The 24032-nt window shown below is 45.0% G+C and carries 18 protein-coding genes; 6 read left to right on the top strand and 12 right to left on the bottom strand.

Translation table 11 applies throughout. The features are described 5' to 3' along the window. Window positions 1-156: 156 nt before the first annotated feature. The 5 genes from ASD24_RS10700 to ASD24_RS10680 all read right to left on the bottom strand — a co-directional run bounded on the left by ASD24_RS10700 (window position 157) and on the right by ASD24_RS10680 (window position 4408). A complete protein-coding gene (locus tag ASD24_RS10700) occupies window positions 157-1188 on the bottom strand; it encodes an SPFH domain-containing protein (RefSeq protein WP_056695328.1) in 1032 nt (343 codons plus the stop codon). Window positions 1189-1271: 83 nt separating this feature from the next. Beyond that, on the bottom strand, window positions 1272-2165 hold the full coding sequence (locus ASD24_RS10695) for a TPM domain-containing protein (RefSeq protein WP_056695326.1): 894 nt from the start codon (window positions 2163-2165) through the stop codon (window positions 1272-1274). Beyond that, window positions 2162-3193, bottom strand: coding sequence for a TFIIB-type zinc ribbon-containing protein (locus ASD24_RS10690; RefSeq protein ID WP_056695325.1), 1032 nt, complete (start codon window positions 3191-3193; stop codon window positions 2162-2164). Before ASD24_RS10690 ends, ASD24_RS10695 begins: the two co-directional genes overlap by 4 nt. Before the next feature lie 64 nt (window positions 3194-3257). Further along, window positions 3258-3962, bottom strand: a complete 705-nt coding sequence (locus ASD24_RS10685) for a PspA/IM30 family protein (RefSeq protein ID WP_200956147.1) — start codon at window positions 3960-3962, stop codon at window positions 3258-3260. A 227-nt stretch (window positions 3963-4189) separates the two neighbouring features. Continuing rightward, window positions 4190-4408 carry a hypothetical protein gene (locus ASD24_RS10680; RefSeq protein ID WP_056695323.1) on the bottom strand — a complete coding sequence of 73 codons (219 nt, stop codon included), beginning with the start codon at window positions 4406-4408 and terminating at the stop codon, window positions 4190-4192. A gap of 268 nt (window positions 4409-4676) precedes the next feature. Between ASD24_RS10680 and ASD24_RS10675 the strand changes: the two genes are divergently transcribed. From ASD24_RS10675 to pdxA, 4 genes are all read left to right on the top strand, one after another. Further along, window positions 4677-6320 (top strand): sigma-54-dependent transcriptional regulator, encoded by a 1644-nt coding sequence (locus tag ASD24_RS10675; protein WP_235540513.1) that lies wholly within the window; start codon window positions 4677-4679, stop codon window positions 6318-6320. 166 nt (window positions 6321-6486) lie between these two features. Continuing rightward, on the top strand, window positions 6487-7473 hold the full coding sequence (locus ASD24_RS10670; RefSeq protein ID WP_056695320.1) for a 2-keto-3-deoxygluconate permease: 987 nt from the start codon (window positions 6487-6489) through the stop codon (window positions 7471-7473). Between the two features lie 119 nt (window positions 7474-7592). After that, window positions 7593-8888: a four-carbon acid sugar kinase family protein gene (locus tag ASD24_RS10665; RefSeq protein WP_056695317.1), complete on the top strand. Its 1296-nt coding sequence runs from the start codon at window positions 7593-7595 to the stop codon at window positions 8886-8888. Further along, complete coding sequence (gene pdxA / locus ASD24_RS10660) at window positions 8885-9886, top strand: 4-hydroxythreonine-4-phosphate dehydrogenase PdxA (RefSeq protein WP_056695315.1); 1002 nt, start codon at window positions 8885-8887, stop codon at window positions 9884-9886. The genes ASD24_RS10665 and pdxA overlap by 4 nt, the downstream gene beginning before the upstream one ends. Window positions 9887-10125: 239 nt before the next feature. On the opposite strand, the gene ASD24_RS10655 is transcribed toward pdxA, so the two are convergent. Continuing rightward, a complete protein-coding gene (locus ASD24_RS10655; protein WP_056695313.1) occupies window positions 10126-11052 on the bottom strand; it encodes a helix-turn-helix transcriptional regulator in 927 nt (308 codons plus the stop codon). A 198-nt stretch (window positions 11053-11250) separates the two neighbouring features. On the opposite strand from ASD24_RS10655, the gene ASD24_RS10650 reads away from it, so the two are divergent. Further along, window positions 11251-14421: an alpha-mannosidase gene (locus ASD24_RS10650; protein ID WP_082560369.1), complete on the top strand. Its 3171-nt coding sequence runs from the start codon at window positions 11251-11253 to the stop codon at window positions 14419-14421. 136 nt (window positions 14422-14557) lie between these two features. On the opposite strand, the gene ASD24_RS10645 is transcribed toward ASD24_RS10650, so the two are convergent. The 5 genes from ASD24_RS10645 to ASD24_RS10625 all read right to left on the bottom strand — a co-directional run bounded on the left by ASD24_RS10645 (window position 14558) and on the right by ASD24_RS10625 (window position 21316). Further along, a complete protein-coding gene (locus tag ASD24_RS10645) occupies window positions 14558-15412 on the bottom strand; it encodes an aldo/keto reductase (RefSeq protein WP_056695311.1) in 855 nt (284 codons plus the stop codon). Between the two features lie 218 nt (window positions 15413-15630). Next, window positions 15631-16536 carry a phosphatidylinositol-specific phospholipase C gene (locus ASD24_RS10640; protein ID WP_082560368.1) on the bottom strand — a complete coding sequence of 302 codons (906 nt, stop codon included), beginning with the start codon at window positions 16534-16536 and terminating at the stop codon, window positions 15631-15633. Between the two features lie 370 nt (window positions 16537-16906). Then, window positions 16907-18829, bottom strand: a complete 1923-nt coding sequence (locus ASD24_RS10635; RefSeq protein ID WP_056695309.1) for an AraC family transcriptional regulator — start codon at window positions 18827-18829, stop codon at window positions 16907-16909. Between the two features lie 139 nt (window positions 18830-18968). Continuing rightward, the gene (locus tag ASD24_RS10630; RefSeq protein ID WP_056695308.1) at window positions 18969-20225 is read right to left on the bottom strand and encodes a mechanosensitive ion channel family protein; all 1257 of its coding nucleotides are present in this window, start codon (window positions 20223-20225) and stop codon (window positions 18969-18971) included. Between the two features lie 137 nt (window positions 20226-20362). Further along, window positions 20363-21316, bottom strand: a complete 954-nt coding sequence (locus ASD24_RS10625) for an alpha/beta fold hydrolase (protein WP_056695305.1) — start codon at window positions 21314-21316, stop codon at window positions 20363-20365. A gap of 285 nt (window positions 21317-21601) precedes the next feature. Between ASD24_RS10625 and ASD24_RS10620 the strand changes: the two genes are divergently transcribed. Next, the gene (locus ASD24_RS10620) at window positions 21602-22861 is read left to right on the top strand and encodes a hypothetical protein (protein WP_056695303.1); all 1260 of its coding nucleotides are present in this window, start codon (window positions 21602-21604) and stop codon (window positions 22859-22861) included. Between the two features lie 392 nt (window positions 22862-23253). On the opposite strand, the gene ASD24_RS10615 is transcribed toward ASD24_RS10620, so the two are convergent. Further along, window positions 23254-23880, bottom strand: a complete 627-nt coding sequence (locus tag ASD24_RS10615) for a polysaccharide deacetylase family protein (protein WP_056695301.1) — start codon at window positions 23878-23880, stop codon at window positions 23254-23256. Between the last annotated feature and the right edge of the window lie 152 nt (window positions 23881-24032).

The raw sequence follows: 24032 nt of genomic DNA, 5'->3' as shown, positions 1-24032 counted from the left end.
ATTTTTAAATTAAATATCTTAAGTTAAAGATATATGATTTTATTTTCGTTGTCAACACTTTATTTAAAAGTTAAAACATTGCCTTTCGTTATAACAAAAAAGAGCTAACTGCACAGTACCATGTACTTGTGAGTTAGCCCGATTTTTCTTATTCCTTTAGCCCAGCTTATGCCCACAATTCGGACAGAAGTTAGCACCTTCGTTTTTGGCACCACAGTTTGGACAGAAGTTAGGCTTCTTGCCTTCCGAGGATGAAGCGGAGCCTGAGTTATCGCCTTGATTTTGATTTTGGCTTTGGTTTTGGCTCTGACCCTGGTTGTTCTGGTTTTGGCTTGAATTCTGATTTTGGTTCATGTTCTTCATCATTTCATTCGCCATGTTCATGCCCATCATCATACCAGCCATATCCGAAGCCGCGCCGCCGCCTTGCACCTTACCTGAGGAGATGCCGTCGGTCATGCTCACCTGTTGGTACTTTTGCAGATTGCCGATCATCTCATGTGAAGCCGTCTTCGTAATCATATCCTGAATTTCTTGCGGATAGTTGAAGCTCATCACTTGGAAACCGGTAATGCCAATCCCGATATCCATCATCTGCATATCCAGATCTTCCTGAATCCCTTTGGCTATATCTGTTGCATTCGCCTGCAGGTTGAACATATCTTTCCCTTCACGGCTGATCCACTTCATCAGCAACTGATCGAGCACAGAGGTAATTCGAATTTTGACATCATCGACCAAGTAGCTTTGCTTAATGCCTGCAATCTTATCAATTAGCGTGACGTAGTCACTTACTTTGAAGTTAAATGTACCGTTCGCACGAATCGGCATTCCGCCCGGAAGCTGCGGCGTCGGAATTAATACCGGACTCTGGGTTCCCCATCTCACCGTAAATTCCTTCGTATTCACAAACAACACTTCAACGCGCATACCACTATTAAAGCCAAACTTGAAGCCTTTCAGCGTCGACAGAAACGGAATAATCTCGGAATCAATGTTGAATGAGCCTTCATCCTCAAAAATCCCTTCCACTTTGCCGTTATTCAGGAAAATCGCATCCTGACCTGCACGAATAATCAGCTTACTACCCTTCTTGATCTCCCGATTACTCCACTTCCAGAAAATCATATCATCTCTGAACTCTTCCCATTCCACCACATTTGAAAATTGATTTCTGAAAAAACTCATACAATCCCGTCCCTTCTATAGTACGCATGCTGCATCATCTCACGAGCGTCATGTCCTACGCTATATTATTGTGATTGGCTAGGTTAGAATGATCGGCTGCTACCACTATGGGAATGTCCCCCGCTAGTGGTACCACCACCGCCTCCTCCGCCACCATTATTGTTATTCTTTTCAATCTTCGTTTTGGTCACTGTTGTCCGAATATACCGATCTCCGCGATCTACCACACTGGAAGCACCTGAATCCTCATACGTTGCACGATTGACGGTTACGCGTCCGCCCGAATTATATGCCATAATGCCTACCACGATCCCACCAATAACCACAGAGACCGCAAGTTGAAACCATGTATTGAACAGAATATTATCAGGGTTCGCGTTCGAACCTCCACTAGGATAATTACCTGAACCCGTACCTGAGTTGGAGCCCGAATTCGAGCCAGGGTATGTAGACCCTGTACCTGAATCTTCATCCAGAGGTTTGTCACCTAGGTACTCATATGCCATCGTAAGATACTTCTCAAAGGCCTGGCTGTAGTTGGCATCAGACAGGTCAGGAGCAATCTGAGCCGTAATCTCATCAGCCCTGCTATTGGTAACATAGTCTTCCCCTTTATAGAAGCCACCCACATACACATTACGATTGTACATATCCAGAGTCAAAATAACCGCATTACCATGAGGCTTATCATAGCCTGGTGCCTGCTCATCATAGAAGTTCTCTGTAACTAACTCATCCGTAAGCTGCTCCTCATTATTCGTCGTTAGAACGATGAGGTCTGTCTCTCGCTCAGCACTGTACTTATTCGCGAGGGTATTCAGATCCTCAATCTCTTGCGAGCTAAGCAAATTAGCTTCATCAAGGATCAGTTCTTTCGTTGCTGCCGCCGCGCTTTGCGCTGGAATCCACGGAGCTGCTACACACATTACAATGAAGATGAAGGCCGTCATTAACGCAATGTACGTTCCCTTTTTCATAGGAAGCCACCTCCCATCATCCATGCCACTACCTTAATGGAGAGAAATGATACGGCCGAGACGCCTGCGAACCATCCCGCAACTTTTGCTTTGCTGATGGGAGGTCTACCCACGACCTTACCTGTCTGACCATTCATGGCAAACGTGTATTCCGTACGATTAAAGTCATAGTACACCATCCATACGGGGAGCAAGACGTAATCTGCATTTTTCAGTGTGGTATCAATCTGTTTATCCGTATAACTCACACTGGTGTACCCCGAAACGGTAGAGGCAATGTAAGATTCAATATAAGGTTGCGTTTTTTCCTTAGCTCGGGGATAGAGCTCTTCATCGGTATAGCTATATTTTTCCGCAATATAACCAGCAAGATACGGCGTTTTGAAATCCTTCAATTGGTTGTAAGGAAACGGCTCTAGCTTATCCATCAGTTTATCATCCATTTTCTTGGATGCATCAATGGGCAGATTTACATAATTCAGCCGGATTTTGCGGTATATCTCATAGTGCTGGGTTTCGGTATAGTGATAATCACCCTGCGTATAGCTTCTCACCTTGGTGGCGCGACCATGAACTTCAATTCTGTTATGTAACTCATATAACCAGAAAGGCACATAGATCCCGGTTATTTCTTTGATTCGATCAGCCGTCATGAAGCCACTTGGCGTAAGCAGGCCGTTTTTGCACCACTTTTTGAATGCTTCCTTCGCAGTCTCCTTCGTAATAGCAAAAGGAATCACCATCGCTGGAGCTAGCTCTCCGCTCAATCGGTCACTCAAGACAACCGCAGCTCCGCAGAAGCTGCAGGTTGTTGCACTCGTATCAGCATCTGTCACAAGGTCAGCCCCGCAACTGGTACAGTGGTATGACTTGATTTCGTTCTCTTTAAACACCTGTTTCTTGAGCGGATCTGGAATCTGCTCAATATTATCCTGTCGCCCACAACTAGGGCAGGATAACATTCCTGTATTTCCATCAAAGTTCATCCCACTACCACAGTTCGGACATCTGTATTCAATAACCGGCATCTGCTCACCTCAATGTCTTAAAAATGTATTCGTTACATCTATATAGGCTCAACTATAAATAGGCTCATTTATCGTTTAGTTGCTGTTGGATGGCTGCAAGCTCTTCCTCAGCCGTTGGCACTTTCTTCTGTTCATTACCCGTTTCGGCATTCATGTCCTTCTCCAATTGTGCAATCAATTCGTCCAAGTCATCTTCCTGCGCACCTGCTCGAAGCTCTGCCAGAGCCTCTGCTTCGTTCAGTGCTTGATTAGCCTTGTCTTCCATTGCACGGAGTGCATCGTTTGCTCTACCCGCCGATGCGTTCTGCTCATTAGCCTGTTGCTTGGCCTTGGCATCTGCCATTTTGCTTTTCAACTCAGTATATCTCGCTTCCATCGTCGCCATATCCGCAATCAGTTTATCCTGCATATGCTTCATCACTTTGGCTTTGGCAGCGGCTCGATCATAAGCAACTTGTAATTCATTGTGCTTCTCGGCCTGCTTCGCTTTTTTCTGCAGAAATTGGAGCGCCTTATCCTCATCTCGGGATTCTGCTGACTTCTCTGCATACCGCTGAAGCTTGCGTAGTTCCGCACTCGATTCATCCAAAGCTCTTCTTGCTCTACTCTCATCCGAGAGGACCGCAGTCGTCTCTGCTTTTACCTTTCCAAGATCACTGCTCAAGCTACGCATAACCTCATTTACCGTTCTCTCCGGATCCTCAGATCGGCTTAACAAGCTATTCATATTTGCCTTCATCACGTCCCTAAACCTCGACAAGATTCCCATAATTTGTTCCTCCTCCGATAAGTTCATATGTAACTATAATACATGAATATGAGGTTCGAGGTTTCACATTTCACGATTGCAAGTGGAGTTACTCCGATCCAGATCCGTACGATAACAACGTAATATAAGAAAAGACGAGCACGTATAGTGTCGCCTTATATTCTTGTATAAACACACAATAACTCAATTATCCATCCTTCTCTCACACTCCACAAATCCTTCCCGAACTACAGTTCCACCGGAAGGCTCTCCACCGCTGTGAAAAAGACATCTAATAGCTCAACATTGTATATTGTGCGAACGTATTCGGTTATTAATGCCACATCCTCTTCCCTCTGATACTCCAGACATGGACGGCCCTCACTCCACAGCACCCTGCACGGGAACTTCCCAACAATATCTTTAATGATGTGATCCGATTCAGCCACTTTATGAATATCTCCCATATGAACTCTCCTTACTTCTCCACACTGATCGTGTGCAATTTTCCATTCATTTTGAAATACATGACGGTTCGGTTCAGTGCACTACATCACATTCGACTCAAAGAGCTGCGGCAACATACCATATAGGCATTTTGTAGACATGACCGTGTTGGTTCCTCTATAGGTGCCATTCCTCCACAAGTTGGCTATAATAAGGGGATCAATGATTTCTATAAAAGGCAGGAAAATTATGCGTACACGAGTTCACTTTATTGCTCCCTACGAATCGATGATTCCTATTATACAAGAGTGTATTCCCCGCTTCCCCCAGTTAGCCATTCAGACGGACGTGGGCGACTTGGCTAACGGTGTGGAACTGGCAACTCAAGCTGAGAAAAACGGTGCAGAGATTATCATCAGTCGTGGCGGAACGGCTCAATTGATTAAGAAAGCAGTGACCATTCCCGTCATTGATGTGCAGTTATCGGGCTATGATATGATTCGTTCACTTACACTGGCAAGCCAGTTTAACGGTCAAACGGCCATCGTTGGCTTCTCCAACATCACCTCTGGTGCACAATCCATTATTGATCTGATGGATCTGCCCCTCAAGGTCTATACCATACATAGCTCGGAAGATGTGGCACGATTGCTCTTGGAGTTGAAAGCTTCTGGTTACCGTCAGATTGTCGGAGATGTAATCACCGTCAATACTGCGAAAACCTATGGTCTGGAAGGATTGTTGATCCAATCCGGCCAGGAATCTATCCTTAGAGCGATGGAGGATGCACAGCTGGTCTACCGTTATTTGAGCAAAAATCATGCGATATCGATCATCCTGAATGACCTGGTCACACAGGAACATCCGAATTTGCTTATTTTAAACGAACGGAATGAAGTCGTGTTCGAGAATCTGACCGACTTTGAGAAAAATCCGCTGACCGATAATCATATGTATCTGACCAACACCAGCCTGGAATTTCATCAATCCCAGATCCAAAATGTGTTCATGGTGGACGATTACCAACTCACGGTCAACGCCTATGAGACGACTCTAAACAACAATAGCTACAAGGTATATATGCTGGAAAAAGGACAACCCTATACCTTTGCACAATTCGGCATAACAACTTTTACGGACGCATCGATGGAACCCATCGTTGCCGAGTCCCCTGCCATGCAGGCAGTATTGAAGAACATTCGGGCACTGTACGAGAATCATGAACCGATCTATCTGCTGGGTGAAGCGGATTCCGGTAAATCTTTTCTGGTCAAACACATTCATCAGATGTACTCTGGTGGCGGACTGCTGTTACAGATCGATCTCTCGCAAGTTCCGCCCAGTCATTTGCACAAGATACCACTAGCCAAGGTTCGAAATATAGAGATTAATCATATGGAAGCACGTATAACAGATCCGGAGTTGCTCTCCTTTATCCAAGACTGCCTCCAAAGCCAGATTGGGGTGTTTATACTCGGGGAGCAAGCAGTGACCCCACAGTGGTCACTCGATCTGGAGCTTAATACGATCATCATGCCAAATCTTGCGGATAGACCCGAGGACCTAGCGCCACTGATGCAGCATTTCCTTACAGGTTACTACCAGAAATACGGAACTACTGCGGTGAGGATCAAAGAAGATGCACTACAGCTGATCCGGGATCAGATCAGGAATATGAACGTCAACCAGTTGAAGCATCTGATTAAGCAGGCTGCACTCAATGAACAGGATTATGTAATCACCACAGCTACCTTATCCCGCTTGCTAGGTCAGCAACCTTCTTCAAGCCACATGAAGTTGAACGGTACGCTGAAGGAAATTGAGAAAGAAGTTATTCAGTCCGTACTTCAGGAGGAAAATAATAATCAATCGAAGGCCGCAGAACGCCTTGGGATTAACCGAGCCACATTATGGCGTAAACTTAAAGATTAACTTTAAGTTTACGTCTTTTTTATCGCCTTAATGTGTTGCATTTTTAAACACTTTAGCGTGTATTTAAAATTTACAATAATTTATTGTTGCTATATTAAACGATTTGGGATAACATAATTCCTGCAAACGCTTTATAAAAACGATTACTTCATAAGGAGCTACTACTATGAACATTAAAGCAACTTTAGATCGCATCCCTGGCGGTATGATGGTTGTTCCCCTTTTACTTGGTGCAACCATCAATACATTCTTCCCGAATGCTCTGCGCATTGGTGGATTCACGGAAGCTCTCTTCGTTAACAGTTCCAGTACGTTGATCGCGTTGTTCCTGTTGATTGCGGGTACACAGATTACGTTCAAAACAGCAGGTTCATCCGTCGGTAAAGGTGTTACCTTGCTGGTCGTCAAGTGGGCGATCGGTGCAGCACTCGGTCTCGTTGCCATTTTATTTGCCGACTCAAGCGGGTTATTCTTGGGTCTTGCCCCACTTGCCATTATTGCTGCCATGACCAACTCAAACGGCGGTTTGTACATTGCACTCGCTGGTCAATACGGTAAAGAAGATGACAAAGCCGCTTATCCATTCCTCGCGCTCAGCGATGGTCCATTCCTAACCATGGTAGCGCTCTCCATCTTCGGTGCGATGGGCTTTGCCAACGGCATGTTCTCTCCTATGGCATTCGTTGCTGTATTGCTTCCGCTCATCGTTGGTGTCATTATTGGTAATCTGGATCGCAGTCTCGCGGATTGGCTACACAAAGGCAGTGACAAACTTGTTCCGTTCTTCGCCTTCTCACTTGGTATGGGAATCAACTTCTCCTCGATCATCCAAGGTGGACTTGGTGGAATCTTACTTGGCGTTCTGACTGTTCTCCTCACAGGCGGAATTGGATATCTGTTGTTCAAAGCTATTGGCTGGAATCCCATCGTTGGTGCTTCCGAAGGTTCAACAGCCGGAAATGCGGTAGGTACACCTGCTGCCATCGTGGCTGCGAATGCTTCATTTGGCCCTATTGCCGAGATTGCAACAGTACAGATTGCCGCGAGTGTTGTTACGACGGCTATCCTGTTACCGATCTTCATCGGGTTCCTCTCCAAACGACTGGAGAAATCAGGCGGAGTCGAGAAATACAATCAGCGGCCATCCACATAAATGGTTTTCACCTGATCTAAATATGCTTAATCTGTGCTTAAAGAGGTAGTTCAAAAAGTCCGCTTAATTAATGATCTGAACGGACTTATAAAATTGTGCTTACAAGGAGGGATGACTGCATGAAATTAGCCATTATTGCAGATGATTTGACCGGTGCCAATGACAGCGGGGTGCAGCTTGCCCGCCATGGCTTGAAGACCAGTGTTCTTTTTAATATGGATGAGGAGCCTCTTACACGTTACGATGCCGTCGTCTTTGATACAGATAGTCGCTCCATATCTCCGCAGGAAGCGTATGAACGTGTATATCAGGCAGCTCATTTGCTGAAGAACAATGGATTTGATACGATTTTTAAAAAGATGGATTCGACCATGCGTGGAAATATCGGCATCGAGATTGATGCCTTGTATGATGTCGTCAAACCTGATTTTATGATGATCGCTCCGGGCTATCCGAAAAATAACCGTACCATCCTTGAGGGTATCCATTACCTGAACGGCGTTCCGCTTGCAGATACCGAGATTGCGAATGATCCGAAGACACCCGTAACTCTTTCCTACCTTCCAGACCTGCTGAAACAGCAGACGAATTATGAAGTGGGCGAAATTACGATTGCTGATCTCGAGGTTGGCCAAGGTCACATTCAAGTGAAGCTGGAACAGTTTAAACAAAATAACATTCCGTATGTACTCGTAGATTCCACAGAAGAACGGCATCTGGAGATGATCTTGCAGATGACTCGCGAGCTGGAGTATACCTTTGCCTGGGCAGGATCTGCTGGCATTGCTAACTACCTCCCTGCTCATTACGAGCTTGAATCCAAGTCCGCCGAACTGACAATACCGAGGAATCCCGGCCCCATCCTGACGGTTGTGGGCAGCGTGAACAAAAATTCCCGCGAGCAGTTAAATCTACTGCTGAAACAGACACGTATCTCGTCCGTTCTATTCCACTCTTTCAAAGCTGTGTCTGCATCAGCAGACCGAGCAGAGGAAATAGAACGCGTCTATGCAGAGGTGAGATCCAAAGCGCTGGAAGGACAAGATGTCGTCCTATACTCCACCGCAGAACAAGTCGATATTGAACTGGCACGGGCAACGGGCGAATTGCGTGGTCTCAATCACACGGAAGTCAGCAATGAAATTGTACTGGCGATGGGTGAGATCTGTGCCAGACTACTGGAAGAGGGACTTTTCAAAGGGGTATCCATGACGGGTGGCGATACGGCTAAACAAATCTGTCTGAAATGGAATATTAGCGGATTCGAGCTGCTGGATGAGCTTGAAATCGGTGTACCGATCTCCAAGTTTATCGGGATTGATGATCTGCATGTGATTACCAAAGCTGGCGGCTTCGGCAAACCCGATGTCTTTATCCATGCGATTCAAAAATTAAAAGGGGGTATTCTCGTATGAAACCTACAATTGGAATTACGATGGGCGACGCAGCAGGTATTGGGCCAGAGATTATTATGAAAGCACTGGGTCATCAAGAGATGTACGATCAGTGCAATCCACTCGTTATCGGTGATGCGAAGATTCTAGCGCGCGTGTTGCCGGTTATCGGCTCAAGTCTGAACGTCAACGCTATTCAAGAGCCTTCCGAAGCCAAATATGAATTCGGTACTGTGGATGTGATTGATCTGAATCTCGTTCCTGCCGATCTGGAATATGGCAAAGTTTCTGCCGTGGCAGGAGATGCAGCATTTCAGTTTCTCGCCAAAGCCATTGACCTTGCCAAAAAGCACCAGATTCACTCCATCTGCACGGCGCCTTTGAACAAAGAAGCTTTGCACCAAGGGGGGCACCTGTATCCGGGACACACCGAGATTCTGGCTGACCTGACGGATACACAGGACTTTTCCATGATGCTGACAACGCCTAATTTAAGAGTCATTCACCTGACAACACACATGGGTCTGATCGATGCTATCGCGAGCATTAATCCGGAAAGAACCTACACCGTTGTGAAGCTTGCTCATGATACACTGAAAAAAGCAGGCTTTGAGAATCCACGCGTTGCCGTATGTGGAATCAATCCTCATGCCGGAGAGAACGGCTTGTTCGGTAACGGAGAAGAAGAAGAGAAGCTGCAACCTGGTATTGAACGTGCGCAACAGGAAGGCATTAACGTCGTTGGCCCACTCCCGGCGGACACCCTCTTCTTCCGCGCTGGTCGCGGTGACTTCGATATCGTCGTAGCCTGCTATCACGACCAAGGCCACGCACCGATTAAGGTAATGGGCATCGAGGAAGGTGTGAACATCACCGTTGGTCTGAAAGGTGGCATCATTCGTACGTCTGTCGACCACGGTACAGCCTTCGATATTGCTGGTAAAAATATCGCCGATGATAAAAGCATGCTGGCTGCCATCCGCTCTGCTATTGAGCTGGCTCCGAAAGATCAAGTTTAAAAGCATCCTTCACACGGGCACATCGGTGAGTCTGGTCAGGAAACTATCTCTAGGTAGATTTATCTTTATATAGAAGGAACAAGGCAAACCCTCTTTAACTCAGAGGGTTTGCCTTGTTAGTATCTCTTTCATATATTTCCTGTCTCCAGAATTTATATCACATACTCTGGGTTATCATTTGCACAGCCGTTCTGTCGATTGTTCCAGTTTATTGCTTACTTCTCGAATGGCTCAGAGCCTCATATACTCGGATCGCTCCCTACCAGCATCACTTCACGCTCACTCTGCGGCTGTCTACTTCGACGATATGCACTCGGTGACATGCTATTGAATTTGTTAAAGATACGATTGAATTGAGAGAAGCTGGCGAAGCCGCACTGTGCTGCAATATCGGTAATTTTGTGATTGGTGTTCAGAAGCATTTGCTGGGCATTACGAATTCGAGTCATCTGAATATATTCGGTGAACGTAAACCCTGTTACTTTGTTGAACTGGCGAGACAAGTGATGAGCACTCACGAAAAACTTCTTAGATATCTCCTCAAGGGACAGCTCATGCTGGTAATGGCTATGGATATACGATGCAATGGCATACATTCGTCTCGACATCGCAGACCCTGTCTCTTCTCGAACGTAGTCATTCTCTGCGGAATGATGATGGATCGCACACAGAAATTCAACGAATTTGCTATGAATGGCGACGGAGTGAAGCGCTGAGGGACGCTGTGATAGCGCAAAAATTTCATTGATAGGCGCAAGTACCTCTGCACGCCTTTCTTCGGAAAATCTGAATATCGGTATTTGCTCCTCAAATATGGAGAACAACTCTTTGTAACCGCTCTCAAGACCAGGTACATTGCGTGGTATCGCAAAGTTAATAATTAACCTTTTGGGCGGCGTACCTGTGGGGTATTTGGTTTTGTGTAGTAATGAAGGCCTTAGCAGGACAATATCCCAAGGCTGAATCTCGTATATGTTGCCTTCAATAATATGCGCAGCCATGCGATCCAGAAGAATACAGATTTCATAGAAATCATGGAAATGCTGAAACTCCATATTCAGATCATGGGATCGTTCGTCATAATCCAAGTGATAGAACAATGCGTCTCCAGGCTGGTTAACATGGATTGCATATCCTTGCTCGTATGCCAAAACGGATGGTCTCATGGACATGCCCCCTATCCCGAGTTTGTTGAATTTATTTTAGCATGAAATGCAATAAAAAACGTTGTTTTCAGCATACAATACATAGTTTCGCCCATTTCTCTTCTGGTATGATAAAGTTGATATGTTAGCGCTTGCAATAATTCGGCTCCATCAATGACTACAGCCTGTACTTACTTCAAACCAAGGTGGGAAACAAACATGAAAATGAATTCCTTGTATACTCGGATCCATACCATTGTTAAACACTTGGAACGTGCACGACTGACTTCAAAAACAGATATACCCGAGCTTTACCATAAAGAAAGTGGTTATCATTCATGGGAACTGGTGCATGAAGACCCGACCTCCTGGAATGTTTTTCGCAAGGGAGACGGTTGGGGCGGCAAGGATGTACACAGTTGCTTCAAGACCCGTATTCGCATACCTGACCATATGGAAGGAAAAAGAGTAGTTTGCGCCATCGTAACGGGTGCTGACGATGTATGGAACTATGATAACCCTCAATTCTTTGCATTCCTGAATGGGGAATTGATCTGCGGACTCGACGTCAACCACACCGAAATTGATCTCACCCCGGCTGCAGTTAAGGGCGAAGAGTTCGAACTCGCATTATATGCGTACTGTAGCACTTCGGCAGCGGATGTATTCTTGAATGTATATATAGCTGAACATCATCAGCCTGTATCTGACTTATACTATGATCTCAGAGCGGCGCTTGAAGCCGCCGACCTATTACGTGACGATGATCTAGAACGACTCAAGCTGATTGAACATCTGAATCAGGCGGTAAATCTGCTGGATCTTCGCCAGGAGAACAGTGCTGATTTCCATGCATCGGTGCTGGAAGCACGTCAATATTTGCAAAATCATGTCTACAGTGATGCCCGGCCTGCGGGAGATCATATCCCTACAGTCCACTGTATCGGTCACACCCATATTGATGTGGCATGGCTATGGACGTTGGATCAGACCCGGGAGAAGGTCATCCGAAGCTTCGCGAGTGTGCTCTATCTGATGGACAAGTTCCCAGAATACACGTTTATGTCTTCACAGCCTCAGTTGTACTCGTACCTGAAGTCTGATTATCCGGCACTCTATGCCAAAATCAAAGAAAAAGTAGCCGAAGGCCGCTGGGAAGCTGAAGGCTCGATGTGGCTGGAAGCCGACTGTAACCTGATCTCTGGTGAATCGATGATTCGTCAGATTATCTATGGCAAACGTTTCTTCAAGGAAGAATTCGGCGTGGAAAACCGGGTGTTATGGTTACCCGATGTATTTGGTTACAGTGCAGCCATGCCGCAGATTATGCGCAAGAGTGGCATCGATTATTTTATGACGACCAAAATCGCCTGGAATGATACGAACCAAATTCCGAACGACACGATGTACTGGCGAGGTATCGACGGCTCTGAGGTGTTAACGCATTTCATCACGGCAACAGACTACGACAAACATCCCGAATTCAGACAGCGCAGGTTCGAGACAACCTATAATGGACGGTTCAATGCATCTCAGATCAAGGGAACATGGCAACGATACCAGAACAAAAACATCAATACCGATGTATTGCAGTGCTACGGATTCGGCGATGGAGGCGGTGGCCCGACAGAGGAAATGCTGGAGCAGGGTAGACGTCTTGAGAAAAGATTGCCTGGCATGCCTACGGTTAAACGTACCTTTGTCCGTGAGTTCTTTGAGAAGCTGGAGCAGAATCTGACCGATGTTCGTTCCGTTCCTCGCTGGTCAGGTGAGCTGTATCTGGAGTACCACCGCGGAACGTATACTTCTATGGCTCGCAACAAACGGTACAACCGCCATAGCGAATTTGCGTTGGCTGATGCTGAGCTATTCTCTGTCATTCGTCAGCAGGTAGATGCACAAGCGACCTACCCAACGGATGCTCTAGAACACGCATGGAAGCTTACCATGCTGAATCAATTCCACGACACGCTACCGGGAAGTGCCATTGAGCAAGTGTATATTGATTCGAAAGAACAATATGAAGAGGTCTTTCAAGTTACGGATGAACTGAAAAGCAGTGCGTTGAACGGAATTGTGAGTAGCATTCAGTCGGATGGAGAAACCATCGTTGTGTTTAACACTACTGGCTTCGAACGAACCGATGTCGTCGAGCTGCCTACTTTTACGAAACAAGTGACGGTATACGACGGGGATCGTCCTGTACCAAGCCAGCGTACACCGGAGGGTGGACTGGTATTCCTTGCGGAGAACGTACCACCTTCTGGGTACAAAAGCTTCCGCATCCTGCCTGATGCATCCACCGAACAAATTGTGGGCGTATCGGTTGCACAATGGGAAGCTGATCAGCAACGCATTCAGACACCGTGGTACGATGTTCAACTGAATGAAAGTGCCGAGTTCTTATCCGTTTGGGACAAATTAGAGGGTCGCGAGCTGCTCCAGTCTGGTAAACGTGGCAATGTGCTGCAAGTATTCGAGGATCGTCCTGCCGAATACGAGGCGTGGAACATTGACGAATATTATGAAGAACATATGTGGGAAGTTAGTGATCTACAGGCACTTGAATGGGTGGAAAGCGGGCCGGTGCGTTCTGTGCTTCAAATCAAACGGCAATTCCTCGATTCCGTCATTGAGCAGAGAATCATTTTCTATGCACATACACGCCGGATTGATTTCCGTACGTTGGTAGATTGGAAGCAGGAGCATTTGCTGTTGAAAGCCGCTTTCCCGCTGGATATCTGGACTGAGAAGGCCGTCTACGAGATTCAATATGGTAACGTAGAGCGTGCAACCCACCGGAATACAAGCTGGGATCAGGCTAGATTCGAGGTCTGCGGACAGAAATGGGCGGATCTTGCGGAAAATGGATATGGTGTCGCATTGTTGAATGACTGTAAGTACGGATATGACATCCATAATTCGGTGATGCGACTGTCACTCATTAAGAGTGCAACGTATCCGAATGAGAATGCCGACAAAGAGCTGCACGAGTTCACGTACTCCCTCTATCCGCACAAAGGTGATTTCCGTGAGGGACGTGTCATCCAAACGGCGTACGATGTCAATCGTCCACTAATCGCTCGCGAGATTGGCTTGCAAGCTGGCCCCATGCCAGAGGTCTGGTCGCTCGCATCCGTGGATCAGGACAATGTCGTGTTAGAGGTTATCAAAAAGGCCGAGGACAACGATGATACTATCATCCGTGTTTATGAAGCACATGGTCGCCGCACTCGGGCTGCTCTCCAGTTGCCTGAAGGTTCTGGTTCAGCGGCATATGCATGTGATCTATTGGAAAATGTTGAAGCCGAATGTGGCGTAGACAATGGTCGTATCTCCTTCGATATCAAACCGTATGAAATACTGACTTTCCGTATTCCGAAAGCATAATAACGTTGGTATGTTACATGTACTCTTTTATCGCAAAAGTGCTCCTAGTCTCGTTAAAGACAGGAGCACTTTTTTTGATAATGACAATTACTCAATTCACTATAGGATATATATACAACTCTTTACTTTGTGCCCTTTAAAATTCCTCATACTCACTCGGATCTTGATCCCACAGTCGTCCATCTGGTCGGCTAAAGGAAGAGATGACTTGCATCTCCTCTGCATTCAGCTCGAAGTCGAAAATATCGATGTTCTCTTGCTGGTGCTGGAGTGAGCTCGCCTTAGGAATGGGAATAGAACCGAGCTGGATATGCCAGCGCAGAATAATCTGGGTTGGCGTTTTGCCATGCGCTTCAGCAATGCGGAGGATTTTGTCGTCCTTCACGATATCCTGTACGGCATCATTGCCACGTCCAATCGGGCTCCAGGATTCATTTACAATGCCATGCTTCGCATCCTGTTCCCGTTGATTCGTCTGGTCAAAGAATGGATGAAGCTCAATCTGGTTCAGGCTTGGTGCTACGCCCGTTTCCTTAATCAGTCGTTCATTATGTTTAGGCAGGAAGTTACTTACGCCAATGGAACGGATATATCCACGTTTCTTCGCTTCAATTAGAGCTTGCCAAGCCTCCACATACATATCCTTCTTCGGATTAGGCCAGTGGATTAAGTAGAGATCATAATAATCCAAGTCTGCTCTGTAGAGCGATTCTTGAATAGCTACTAATGCTTTGTCATACGCGTGATAGCGTCCTGGTAGCTTCGAGGAAATCAACAGTTCCTCTCTAGGAACGGAGCTCTGCTTGATCGCTTTCCCAACCGTTGCTTCGTTCTCATAGTTGTACGCTGTATCAATCAACCGATAACCTACATCTATGGCAGACACGATTGATTTGACGCCTTCTTCTCCTTTTAGACTATACGTACCGAACCCGATAGCAGGCACTTGCAAGCCATCATTTAATGTATATTGCGGGATTGAATGTTTCATATGAGAACACTCCTTTGTTCGATATTCTTTATGTGTTTTGGAGAAAAAAGGGATATTCCCTCTCGGTTTATCTTAACCCCTCATACATGCTTGAATCAATGCAGCACGACCTGTGCCTTATAGAATGAACTAAAAAATAGCAAAACAAGACGTCAGTCGCAGCGGACTAGCGTCTTGTTTGTTTTGAGGTTTTTATACGAGAGGTTATATCTCTTACATTAGAAATTAGTTGAAATGATTTTAGCTGCTGTGCCCTCGTCGATGAAATCCATCACAGATACGCCAAAGCGTCCTTTGGTATTTGTCGTAAAGAATGAGTTTACCTTGGGATTCAAGAAGTCTTTCACAGAGCGAATATTTGGAATTCCGATCCAACCCGGGTCATACCCACTTGTGAAGTTCAGGTAAAGCCAGGAAGGATTTTGTGTTTTGGCTTCATTGTACATGTTCTGAACATCCGTCCATTTCTTGTTTTTATCCGATACCTTAAAGTAATCTTGGATCTTCATTTTGGCTGCATTCTGGATGTTAAAAGTTGTGTTCTCCTGCCATGCGGTAGCATTAATACCGTACGGAGTTTGACTCATATCGAATCTACGCAGCAATACAATCTTTCCTTTTGCTTCGCCAAGGGTAGGGATGTGGTCAGTTAACAGCCATTTGTCCGGATTTTTGGCGACATAGGATTTAAATGTCTCTTCGTAACTGCGTGTATTATTCGAAGGGGTATGTTCTTCTTTTACACTCATAATAATGGTCTCCGATGGATTGCTGTTCAGGAAGCCGATGACCGCATTTAATACATCATCAAAGTTCTGATTTTGATAGATTGCCCCATGGTGGATGGTGAACGCATTCCCGTAATGTCTCGTACGCACGTCGAGGAAACGCACCCCAATATTTAATTGCTGCGCAATCGTCAGATCCTGTGTCTTGGCTGTTCCATTGATGGGCTCATATAGAGCGCCGCTGTCATGTGTTCCTGGAATGGAAAGAGACGCTAGTGAGGTGTTGGCAGGAAGTGATCCCATCCAATTCGAGCTGCTGTACGCGGAGGACACACTGGTCAACGTCCATGAAAAGAGAGTGACGAATGCAAGAGCTAGGCTTATTCTTTTGAACAATGTAAATACCACCTTTGCTTGGTTTGGTGTGCGTCTGATCAGGAAGCGGCGCCAGCTCAATGATCAAATGCCTGTTACAGGCTGATGTGCATACTGTAGGGTTGTCTAGATGTCTATACCTCAACTCTACTGCTCTAGTGTTTACATGTGATTAGGTCTAGGTAAAATGCAGATTAATTGAGAAAATGGACAAAAAATACATTTAACAGAACGTGTATGTTCACTTTATGAAGGGCCTAGCTGGGGATATTTTAGATGGGCAATAAGTAGAGATAGAACAGAATAAAGCCCTCATCATGAATAATGAGGGCTTTTTGAGAACTCTTTTGAGTGATTAGCATTCTATTGCCTTACCTAATCGGTGCTTTGTTTATTCATTCTCTGTAAGTATATCAACCACGATGTCGAGCTGTTTCTCTACACTAATTGGATCGCTCATCAGAAACTTATCAAAATCAATAGAGTAAACTTTGCCCGCCTTCCCTGCAGGCGATTGTTGAATCAACTTCTGTACGTCCTTGAGATGCTCGTCTGAACCTTCAGTCACCGCGAGGAATAACCGATCACCGATATACTCCGGAACCACCTCGGCTGAGATCTCCCAGGTTTCACCTTTGATTACGTCTGTCTCTACTTTTGCGGCTGGCTTCAGACCAAGATATTTGTAAATGATATTGCCTCCCATATTGGTATCCCCATAGACAAAGAGCGCATCAGGTCGCACATTTAAAATAGAGAATGTCTCATCATCACTCACATAAGGGCTAACTTTCTCCTTATATTCAGCGATTTTGGCTGCGAACTTCTCATTCCATTGCTTGGCTTCCTCCTGCTTTCCAAGAATATCACCAAACATTTCAACATCCTTAATCGGGTCATTATACTGCTCAACAACAATGGTTGGGGCGATCTGACTAAGTGCATCATATCCACCTTCCATTACCTCTGCAAAAGCAGCCGTCGTCACAATCAGATCTGGATTCAGTGATAGAATCTTCTCGGCATCCGGCGGAACGCCCACATCTTCAATGCCGGAAATATCCTCTATCAGCGGATTATCCAGAATGTATGTTGTTGTTCCAACTGGCTTCACCCCGAGTGTCATCAGTTCACCCATATGATAAAAACTGACGACACGCTGAGGATGCACGGGAATTTCCGTTTCGCCCTTCAAATGAGTATACAACCGCGTTTCTGTAGTGTTGCTGTCTGTGGATGTAGCTGTAGTCGTCGATGGTTCTGATGATGTAGTCGGCTGGGAGGCCGCTATATCTGTAGCGCTGCTTGTCTGGCACGCACTGAGAAGCAAGGATGTACATAGTAGCATCATCGCTCCAAAGGTTGGTCTTGAAAATCTAAACATCGATGTGTCCCCTTCCCCATTCAATTGATAATAAGTCTCATTCTCATTATGGGAATAGGCGTTGGGGCTTACAATAGACGATTCCAACCATCGTAATGGATTATACTGAACCTGAACTGTTTGTTGATGTTCTGCACGAAACTGTAATGGCGATAAGCCGGTATACTTTTTGAACAAACGACTAAAATAGTACACATCCGCATACCCCACGTTGCTTGCTACTTCCTGAATACGTGCCTCTGTCTTTAATAGAAGCTGCTTCGATTTGTGTATACGCACATGAATGAGATATTCAATCGGGCCAAGGCCAATCTGGTTTTTGAACAAACGAGATAAATAGCTTGTGCTACACTGAAACCTTCTCGCCAATTCTTCCGCGGTAATGGCCTCACTATAATGCGTGTGAATGTAGTTGATCGTATCTGTCACTATATTCGTTCTGCTGTTTTCTTGGGTTCCCGACGTGTGAATTTGCCTTAAGACCTCGTATACAAACGGGAGGAATGTAGACTGTGCCTGTAACTTATCCTTCGGACTCGTCTGCTGCCATAAACGATACATCGCATCACATTTTTCCTGGATGGCCAGTAATGCATAGGGTGTAAAAACATACGGTAAACGAAAGCTCTGCGCATCCTCTAGTGACGTACAGAACGCTGTATAATAAATGAAGTAACAGGCAAAGTCCTGATTTAGTTGATGTAAACTCAGTTCAGCTCCCTCTCCCCCGTGCAGAATATAGGGAGCCTGAGCCTGATACACCTTTCCCGATAAAGTTACCCTTGCCTTTCCATGTGTGATGACCACGAAAAAACTGCCCTGTCCCAGATCAACATCAGGGAATGTATCCTGCGCTGCACCATAATGCCGAATCTCCAGTAATCTAACGGCAGTTCGGCTCCACCGCTCGATATGAGCTTCCCAATCCATATATGCACCTCCCCACTTTGATGACAGAATAGCCTTTAAAGTTGCTGTTACCCCCAGCTTGTTTTGATTTAAAATATGCCTATTATATCACAGACAAAAAAGCCATTAACCCTAAGGGTTAACGGCATTAGAATCATTTCTATGAGTACTCACGCACATATTGTTTATCTTCTTTCAGTTGCACAATATCATGACCCGTTGGATTCTGGAACGCACGAAGTCCAAAGGTTTGAGCAACCGCAAAGATATGGTCAAAGATATCAGCCTGAACGGATTCATATACACTCCAATTGATATCATTGCTGAACGCGTAAATTTCAAGAGGAAGTCCGCGATCCTCCGGTGCTAGCTGCCTTACAATCATCGTCATATCCTGATTGATTTTGGGATGATTCCGTAGATATTGATGAATATATTCCCTGAAGACACCTACATTGGTGAGCTGTCTACCGTTCACATTGCTCTCCCGGTTTACTTGATGCTCAACGTTGTAGGCTTCGATTTCCTCTAGCTTGGTGGTTACATAATCGGTTAAGTAGTGAATTTTCTCAAATTCAGCTACCATCTCCTCCGTACAAAATCGGATACTACTGATATCAATATAGATGCTTCGCTTAATTCTTCTACCGCCCGAGACCTGCATACCTCTCCAGTTTCGGAAGGAGTCAGAGATTAGAGCATAGCTGGGAATCATCGTAATCGTTTTATCAAAATTTCGCACCTTCACGGTATTCAGTGTAATGTCGATGACGTCACCGTCTGCATTATATTTCGGCATTTCAATCCAGTCGCCTACGCGTACCATATCATTGGATGATAATTGCACCCCCGCGACTAGCCCCAGAATCGAGTCCTTGAACACCAGCATCAACACCGCCGATAGCGCACCAAGTCCGCTAAGAATGATCAACGGATTCTGACCGATCAGGTTCGAGATGACAATAATGCCTCCTATAATAAATAGGACAATCTTCGCCACCTGAATATATCCCTTAATCGGTCTAATCTTCGAGACTTCATAGGAGCGATATATCTCATCAAATACATTGAGTAATGTGTTGAACACGGTGATCATGACAACAATCATATATGTCATTGCAGCCTTCTCTACTAAGGCTTGGTAGGATGGAAAGATATAAGCTGAGTAATAGATGATGATGGCTGGCACAAGATGCGACAGTTTGTGAAATAATTTTTTCTCAACAATGATGTTGCCCCATCTGTAGCGGTTGCTATTGACGATATGATTGATCGTCTTGAGTACGATTTTTTTGGCAATATAATTCGCCACTACTGAGATCATCGCTATAAAAATAATCATGATGATGTTTGAAAGATACCCGATGGATGGTTCACTCATGCCCAATTCTTCTAGTTGATTTCTAATAAAGTCCATGGTTTCCTCCTCACACAGTTTAGTTTAGCCTACTATTATAGAGTAGTTTGAAGCACTACGCAAAATGCCCACAAAAATAACCACCTAAGAAGGTGGTTTCTTCGTCTAACCTCATAAGACCGCTCAGCCGCGCCCTGCTATAGCTGCTCGATGAATCGTTTGCTTTCCTCCGCGATACGGTCTGGTGCTTCGTTATGAATATAATGTCCACCAGGCAAGATTAGAATTTCGCCTTTTTTCACAGACGCTATGTAACTCTTCAAAACAGCCTGCCAGTTCTTCACCGGCACTTCCTCCCCGCTCGAACCAAAGAAATACATCGGTACATCTGGAACACCGTGTTCCAGAACCTTGGCCGCGTTATCTCTAATCATCTTCACTTCGTCGTTCATGTTCGACGTCTGCGTACTTTTGTAGAATAGGGCTCGGTAGAGCTCCTCTTCTTGCGACGAGAGATGCTTCTGCTGAATAGCTGCTGATGAATCTACAATGCCGGGGAAAAAGCGGGTGATTCCAATACGTGCTCCCATACCGGTAAGTGTCATCGTTCCAGGCGAAGGAAGTGGGTATTCCTCATACACCTCTGGAACCGCAGGATCAAGTCCAATGATCGCTTCGACTTCATCAGGGTACATCTGTGCCCAATGTAAGGCTTCAATGCCTGACATCGAATGGGGGAACAAGACATATGGTGGCTGCTGTCCTGCCAAAGTCAGTGCGGTTCGTGTCTCTTCTAGCATCGTATCGATATCACGGGAGACCTTTGCCGTTTCACTGAAGCCATAACCTGCTTTTTCCACAACTGCAACCTTGTATTGATCCGATAATCTAGTGTATAAAGCTTTGAAATCCAGTACAGGAGCCGATGTACCCCCGCCCGACATAAAGACAAGCGTTCGTAATCCCGTACCGTCGGTATAGACGTGCATCTCATGATTATTCACATTGACCATCGTTCCAGGAGGTACAAGTAAAGCTGATTCTTGTTTTGATTGAATCCGATGATTCGTGAAGCTAATAGCGATAAATATAAACAGAAGACCCAGCAAAGCGATGACGCTATATCCCATTCTTTTCAGCCAAACTCTCATGATTATCCTCCTATTGGTGTTTACTCCGTAAATCAGGTATGTGTATGTACAATTCAAACTATTAAACTCTCTACATGAAGCTCTGTTGTGGCTCGGTTCTTATTAGGTTAGCTTGATAATGCTTATTACAATACTCATATTCTCGTAGAGTGGATACATCTGGATCACGTTCTACTATTCGTTATTATACGAAATATACTACAATATCTGATATAATGGCGATAATTACATATTAGTTTTTAGTTATACACGTACAGATGATGAATTATAGGAGGATATGACGGAATGAACAGACTTTCCCTCGGTACTAAGGTAATAATGCTAATCACCGCACTGAGTATGACACTAGCAAGTACAATTTCGGCGGCAGACTTCACAGAATTCCCCAAGCCTACTTGGAGCACCACCGTACCAGCCAATACCAGCACGAATAATTTTGCCCCTAAGCCTATCGAAGATCAGTACTTACCTATTGTGTCTACGAAGGACAATACGGCTTACATGTTGCTACGTCATAAAGTAGGGAACAAATCTACCTATCAAATGATGGCTGTCAACGACGCAACCGGCAAACAAAAATGGGTTCATACCTCACCTTACAGATATAATCCATACAACATTGATGCCAATGGGAATGCCTATTATGTAGAGGACGTTAAAGTCGGAAACAAACATGGGAGCAAGCTGATTGCAATGGATGCCAATATGAAGCCACGCTGGGAAAAGGTCTTTCCTGATGGCGGAAACTTTGAGGTGCTGAGCGATGGTCGTTATGCAGTCATTGATTTTGTGAAGGAGCAAAACCTACTTAAGCTGTACTCACCAGAAGGTAAAGAACTCATTAGCAGATTGTACAATGGCAATATTCGACACATCCAAGGAGATTACGTTGGTACCGCCAACTATGAGGAGAATGCTACGGTCATAACCGTTTACTCCATCTCAAGAAATAAAAAAATCACCTCTTACTCTTGGCCAAAAGAGTACTTCAGTCCGTACCATAACGACTTTGATGTCCTGAGTGGGGGTACGATTCTTGTTCCTCTCATCGACGAAAAGACAGGGATGGAAACGTTGCAAGGCATTTCACCTACAGGGAAAAAGAAATGGACTCGCTCCTTGCCCACACCAGTACCTAATAGTACTCTGTTTCAATCGATCGGCAACCATTATCTCATTCAAGAGAAAAATACACTTAGCGTCTATGACACAAACAACAAACAGATCTCCACAAGGACCTTCGACGATCTTCCTGAACTTGGTAAGTTACAGTTTCTGAATAAGGATAACTTTGTATTCGGTGCAGTCGAGGATAAGGGGCTGGTTCCTGTGAAGTTGATTGAGCAAGGGTTTACCAACAATGATTATGTTACACTGCCATCCAAAGCGGTATATCATGTGCTGGATCGTACGCTGAGCTCGATAAATGCATTAAAATTAGACCAAGCACCGTTCTCGGCAGAGAACATCCGCTTCGTCAATGCCAATACTTTTTATCTGACCATGGAGAAAACATTAGCGAAGTACGAGCTCACGGGTAAGTAGGTTTGGTGATTGCTAGAATGCGGAAATTTTCGTTTGATATGAATATGATCTATGTAACTGGGCAGCTGGACTTGTAGTTCTTGTAGTTCTTGTAGTTCTTGTAGTTCTTGTAGTTCTTGTAGTTCTTGTAGTTCTTGTAGTTCTTGTAGTTCTTGTAGTTCTCTTGTAGTTCTTGTAGTTCTTGTAGTTCTTGTAGTTCTTGTAGTTCTTGTAGTTCTTGTAGTTCTTGTAGTTCTTGTAGTTCTTGTAGTTCTTGTTAAAATTATGTTCCATTCTTAATGTCTCTAGAATGGCTGGTTTAACAGCATTGGTAAGATGCAGGGCACCGCGTGCTGGATATTGCACGCGGTGCGAATAACAACTTCATGCTAGGTTCATCTTAATTTATTTCCTCACGCTTCATCCAAGATGGCTAGTAATTCACTTACTGTTACCAAACGGTACCCTTCCGCAATAAGCTCTTCTACCAGTATTCGAACAGCCTCCACGGTCTGAGAACGATCCCCATAGCCATCATGAAAAATGAGTACACTACCCGGCTTTACCGTAGGCCTTGTGTGTTCCAAAATATACTCCACACCAGGATTGTCCCAATCCTTCGCACCGCCGTTAACCGCAGCAACCGTATGGTAACCCTGTTCTACCGCCAGAGATAAGATGTCGTCATTTATCCCAAAGTATGGTGGTCTGAAAAGATTTGTCTGTTTCCCTGTTACTTCCCGAATGACGTTCTCCGCTCTTTGCAGCTCTTCCCCAGCTTGCTCTAACGTCAATTCGGTCAAATTGGGATGTGTAAACGTATGGTTGGCAATCTCATGCTCTTCGCGGTGAACCTCAGCTGCAATTTCCGGGTAAGCTTCCATCTCCTTACCAATCATGAAGAAGGTCGCTTGTCCTCCCACACGACGGAAAATCTCAAGGATTTGCTGTGTGTACACCGGATGTGGTCCATCATCAAACGTAAATGCTACAGCCTTTTCCCGAATAGATACTTGCTCAACCAACAACATATTATTCATGAAATAGATTGCTCCTCTCTATGGTAACTTAAATATAAAACCTTAAATTGTATGTTTTACAAAGGGAGTTAAGATATATGTACAATCGTATTATGGTAACAATTATATCAAACGGCATGGGAATATAGGGGAAATATGAGGTTTGAAATAGA

This window comes from Paenibacillus sp. Root52, assembly GCF_001426865.1.
Taxonomy (GTDB): Bacteria; Bacillota; Bacilli; order Paenibacillales; family Paenibacillaceae; genus Paenibacillus.
Note: the sequence above shows the minus strand (reverse complement) of the source record. Positions and strands in the feature narration are given on the sequence as shown.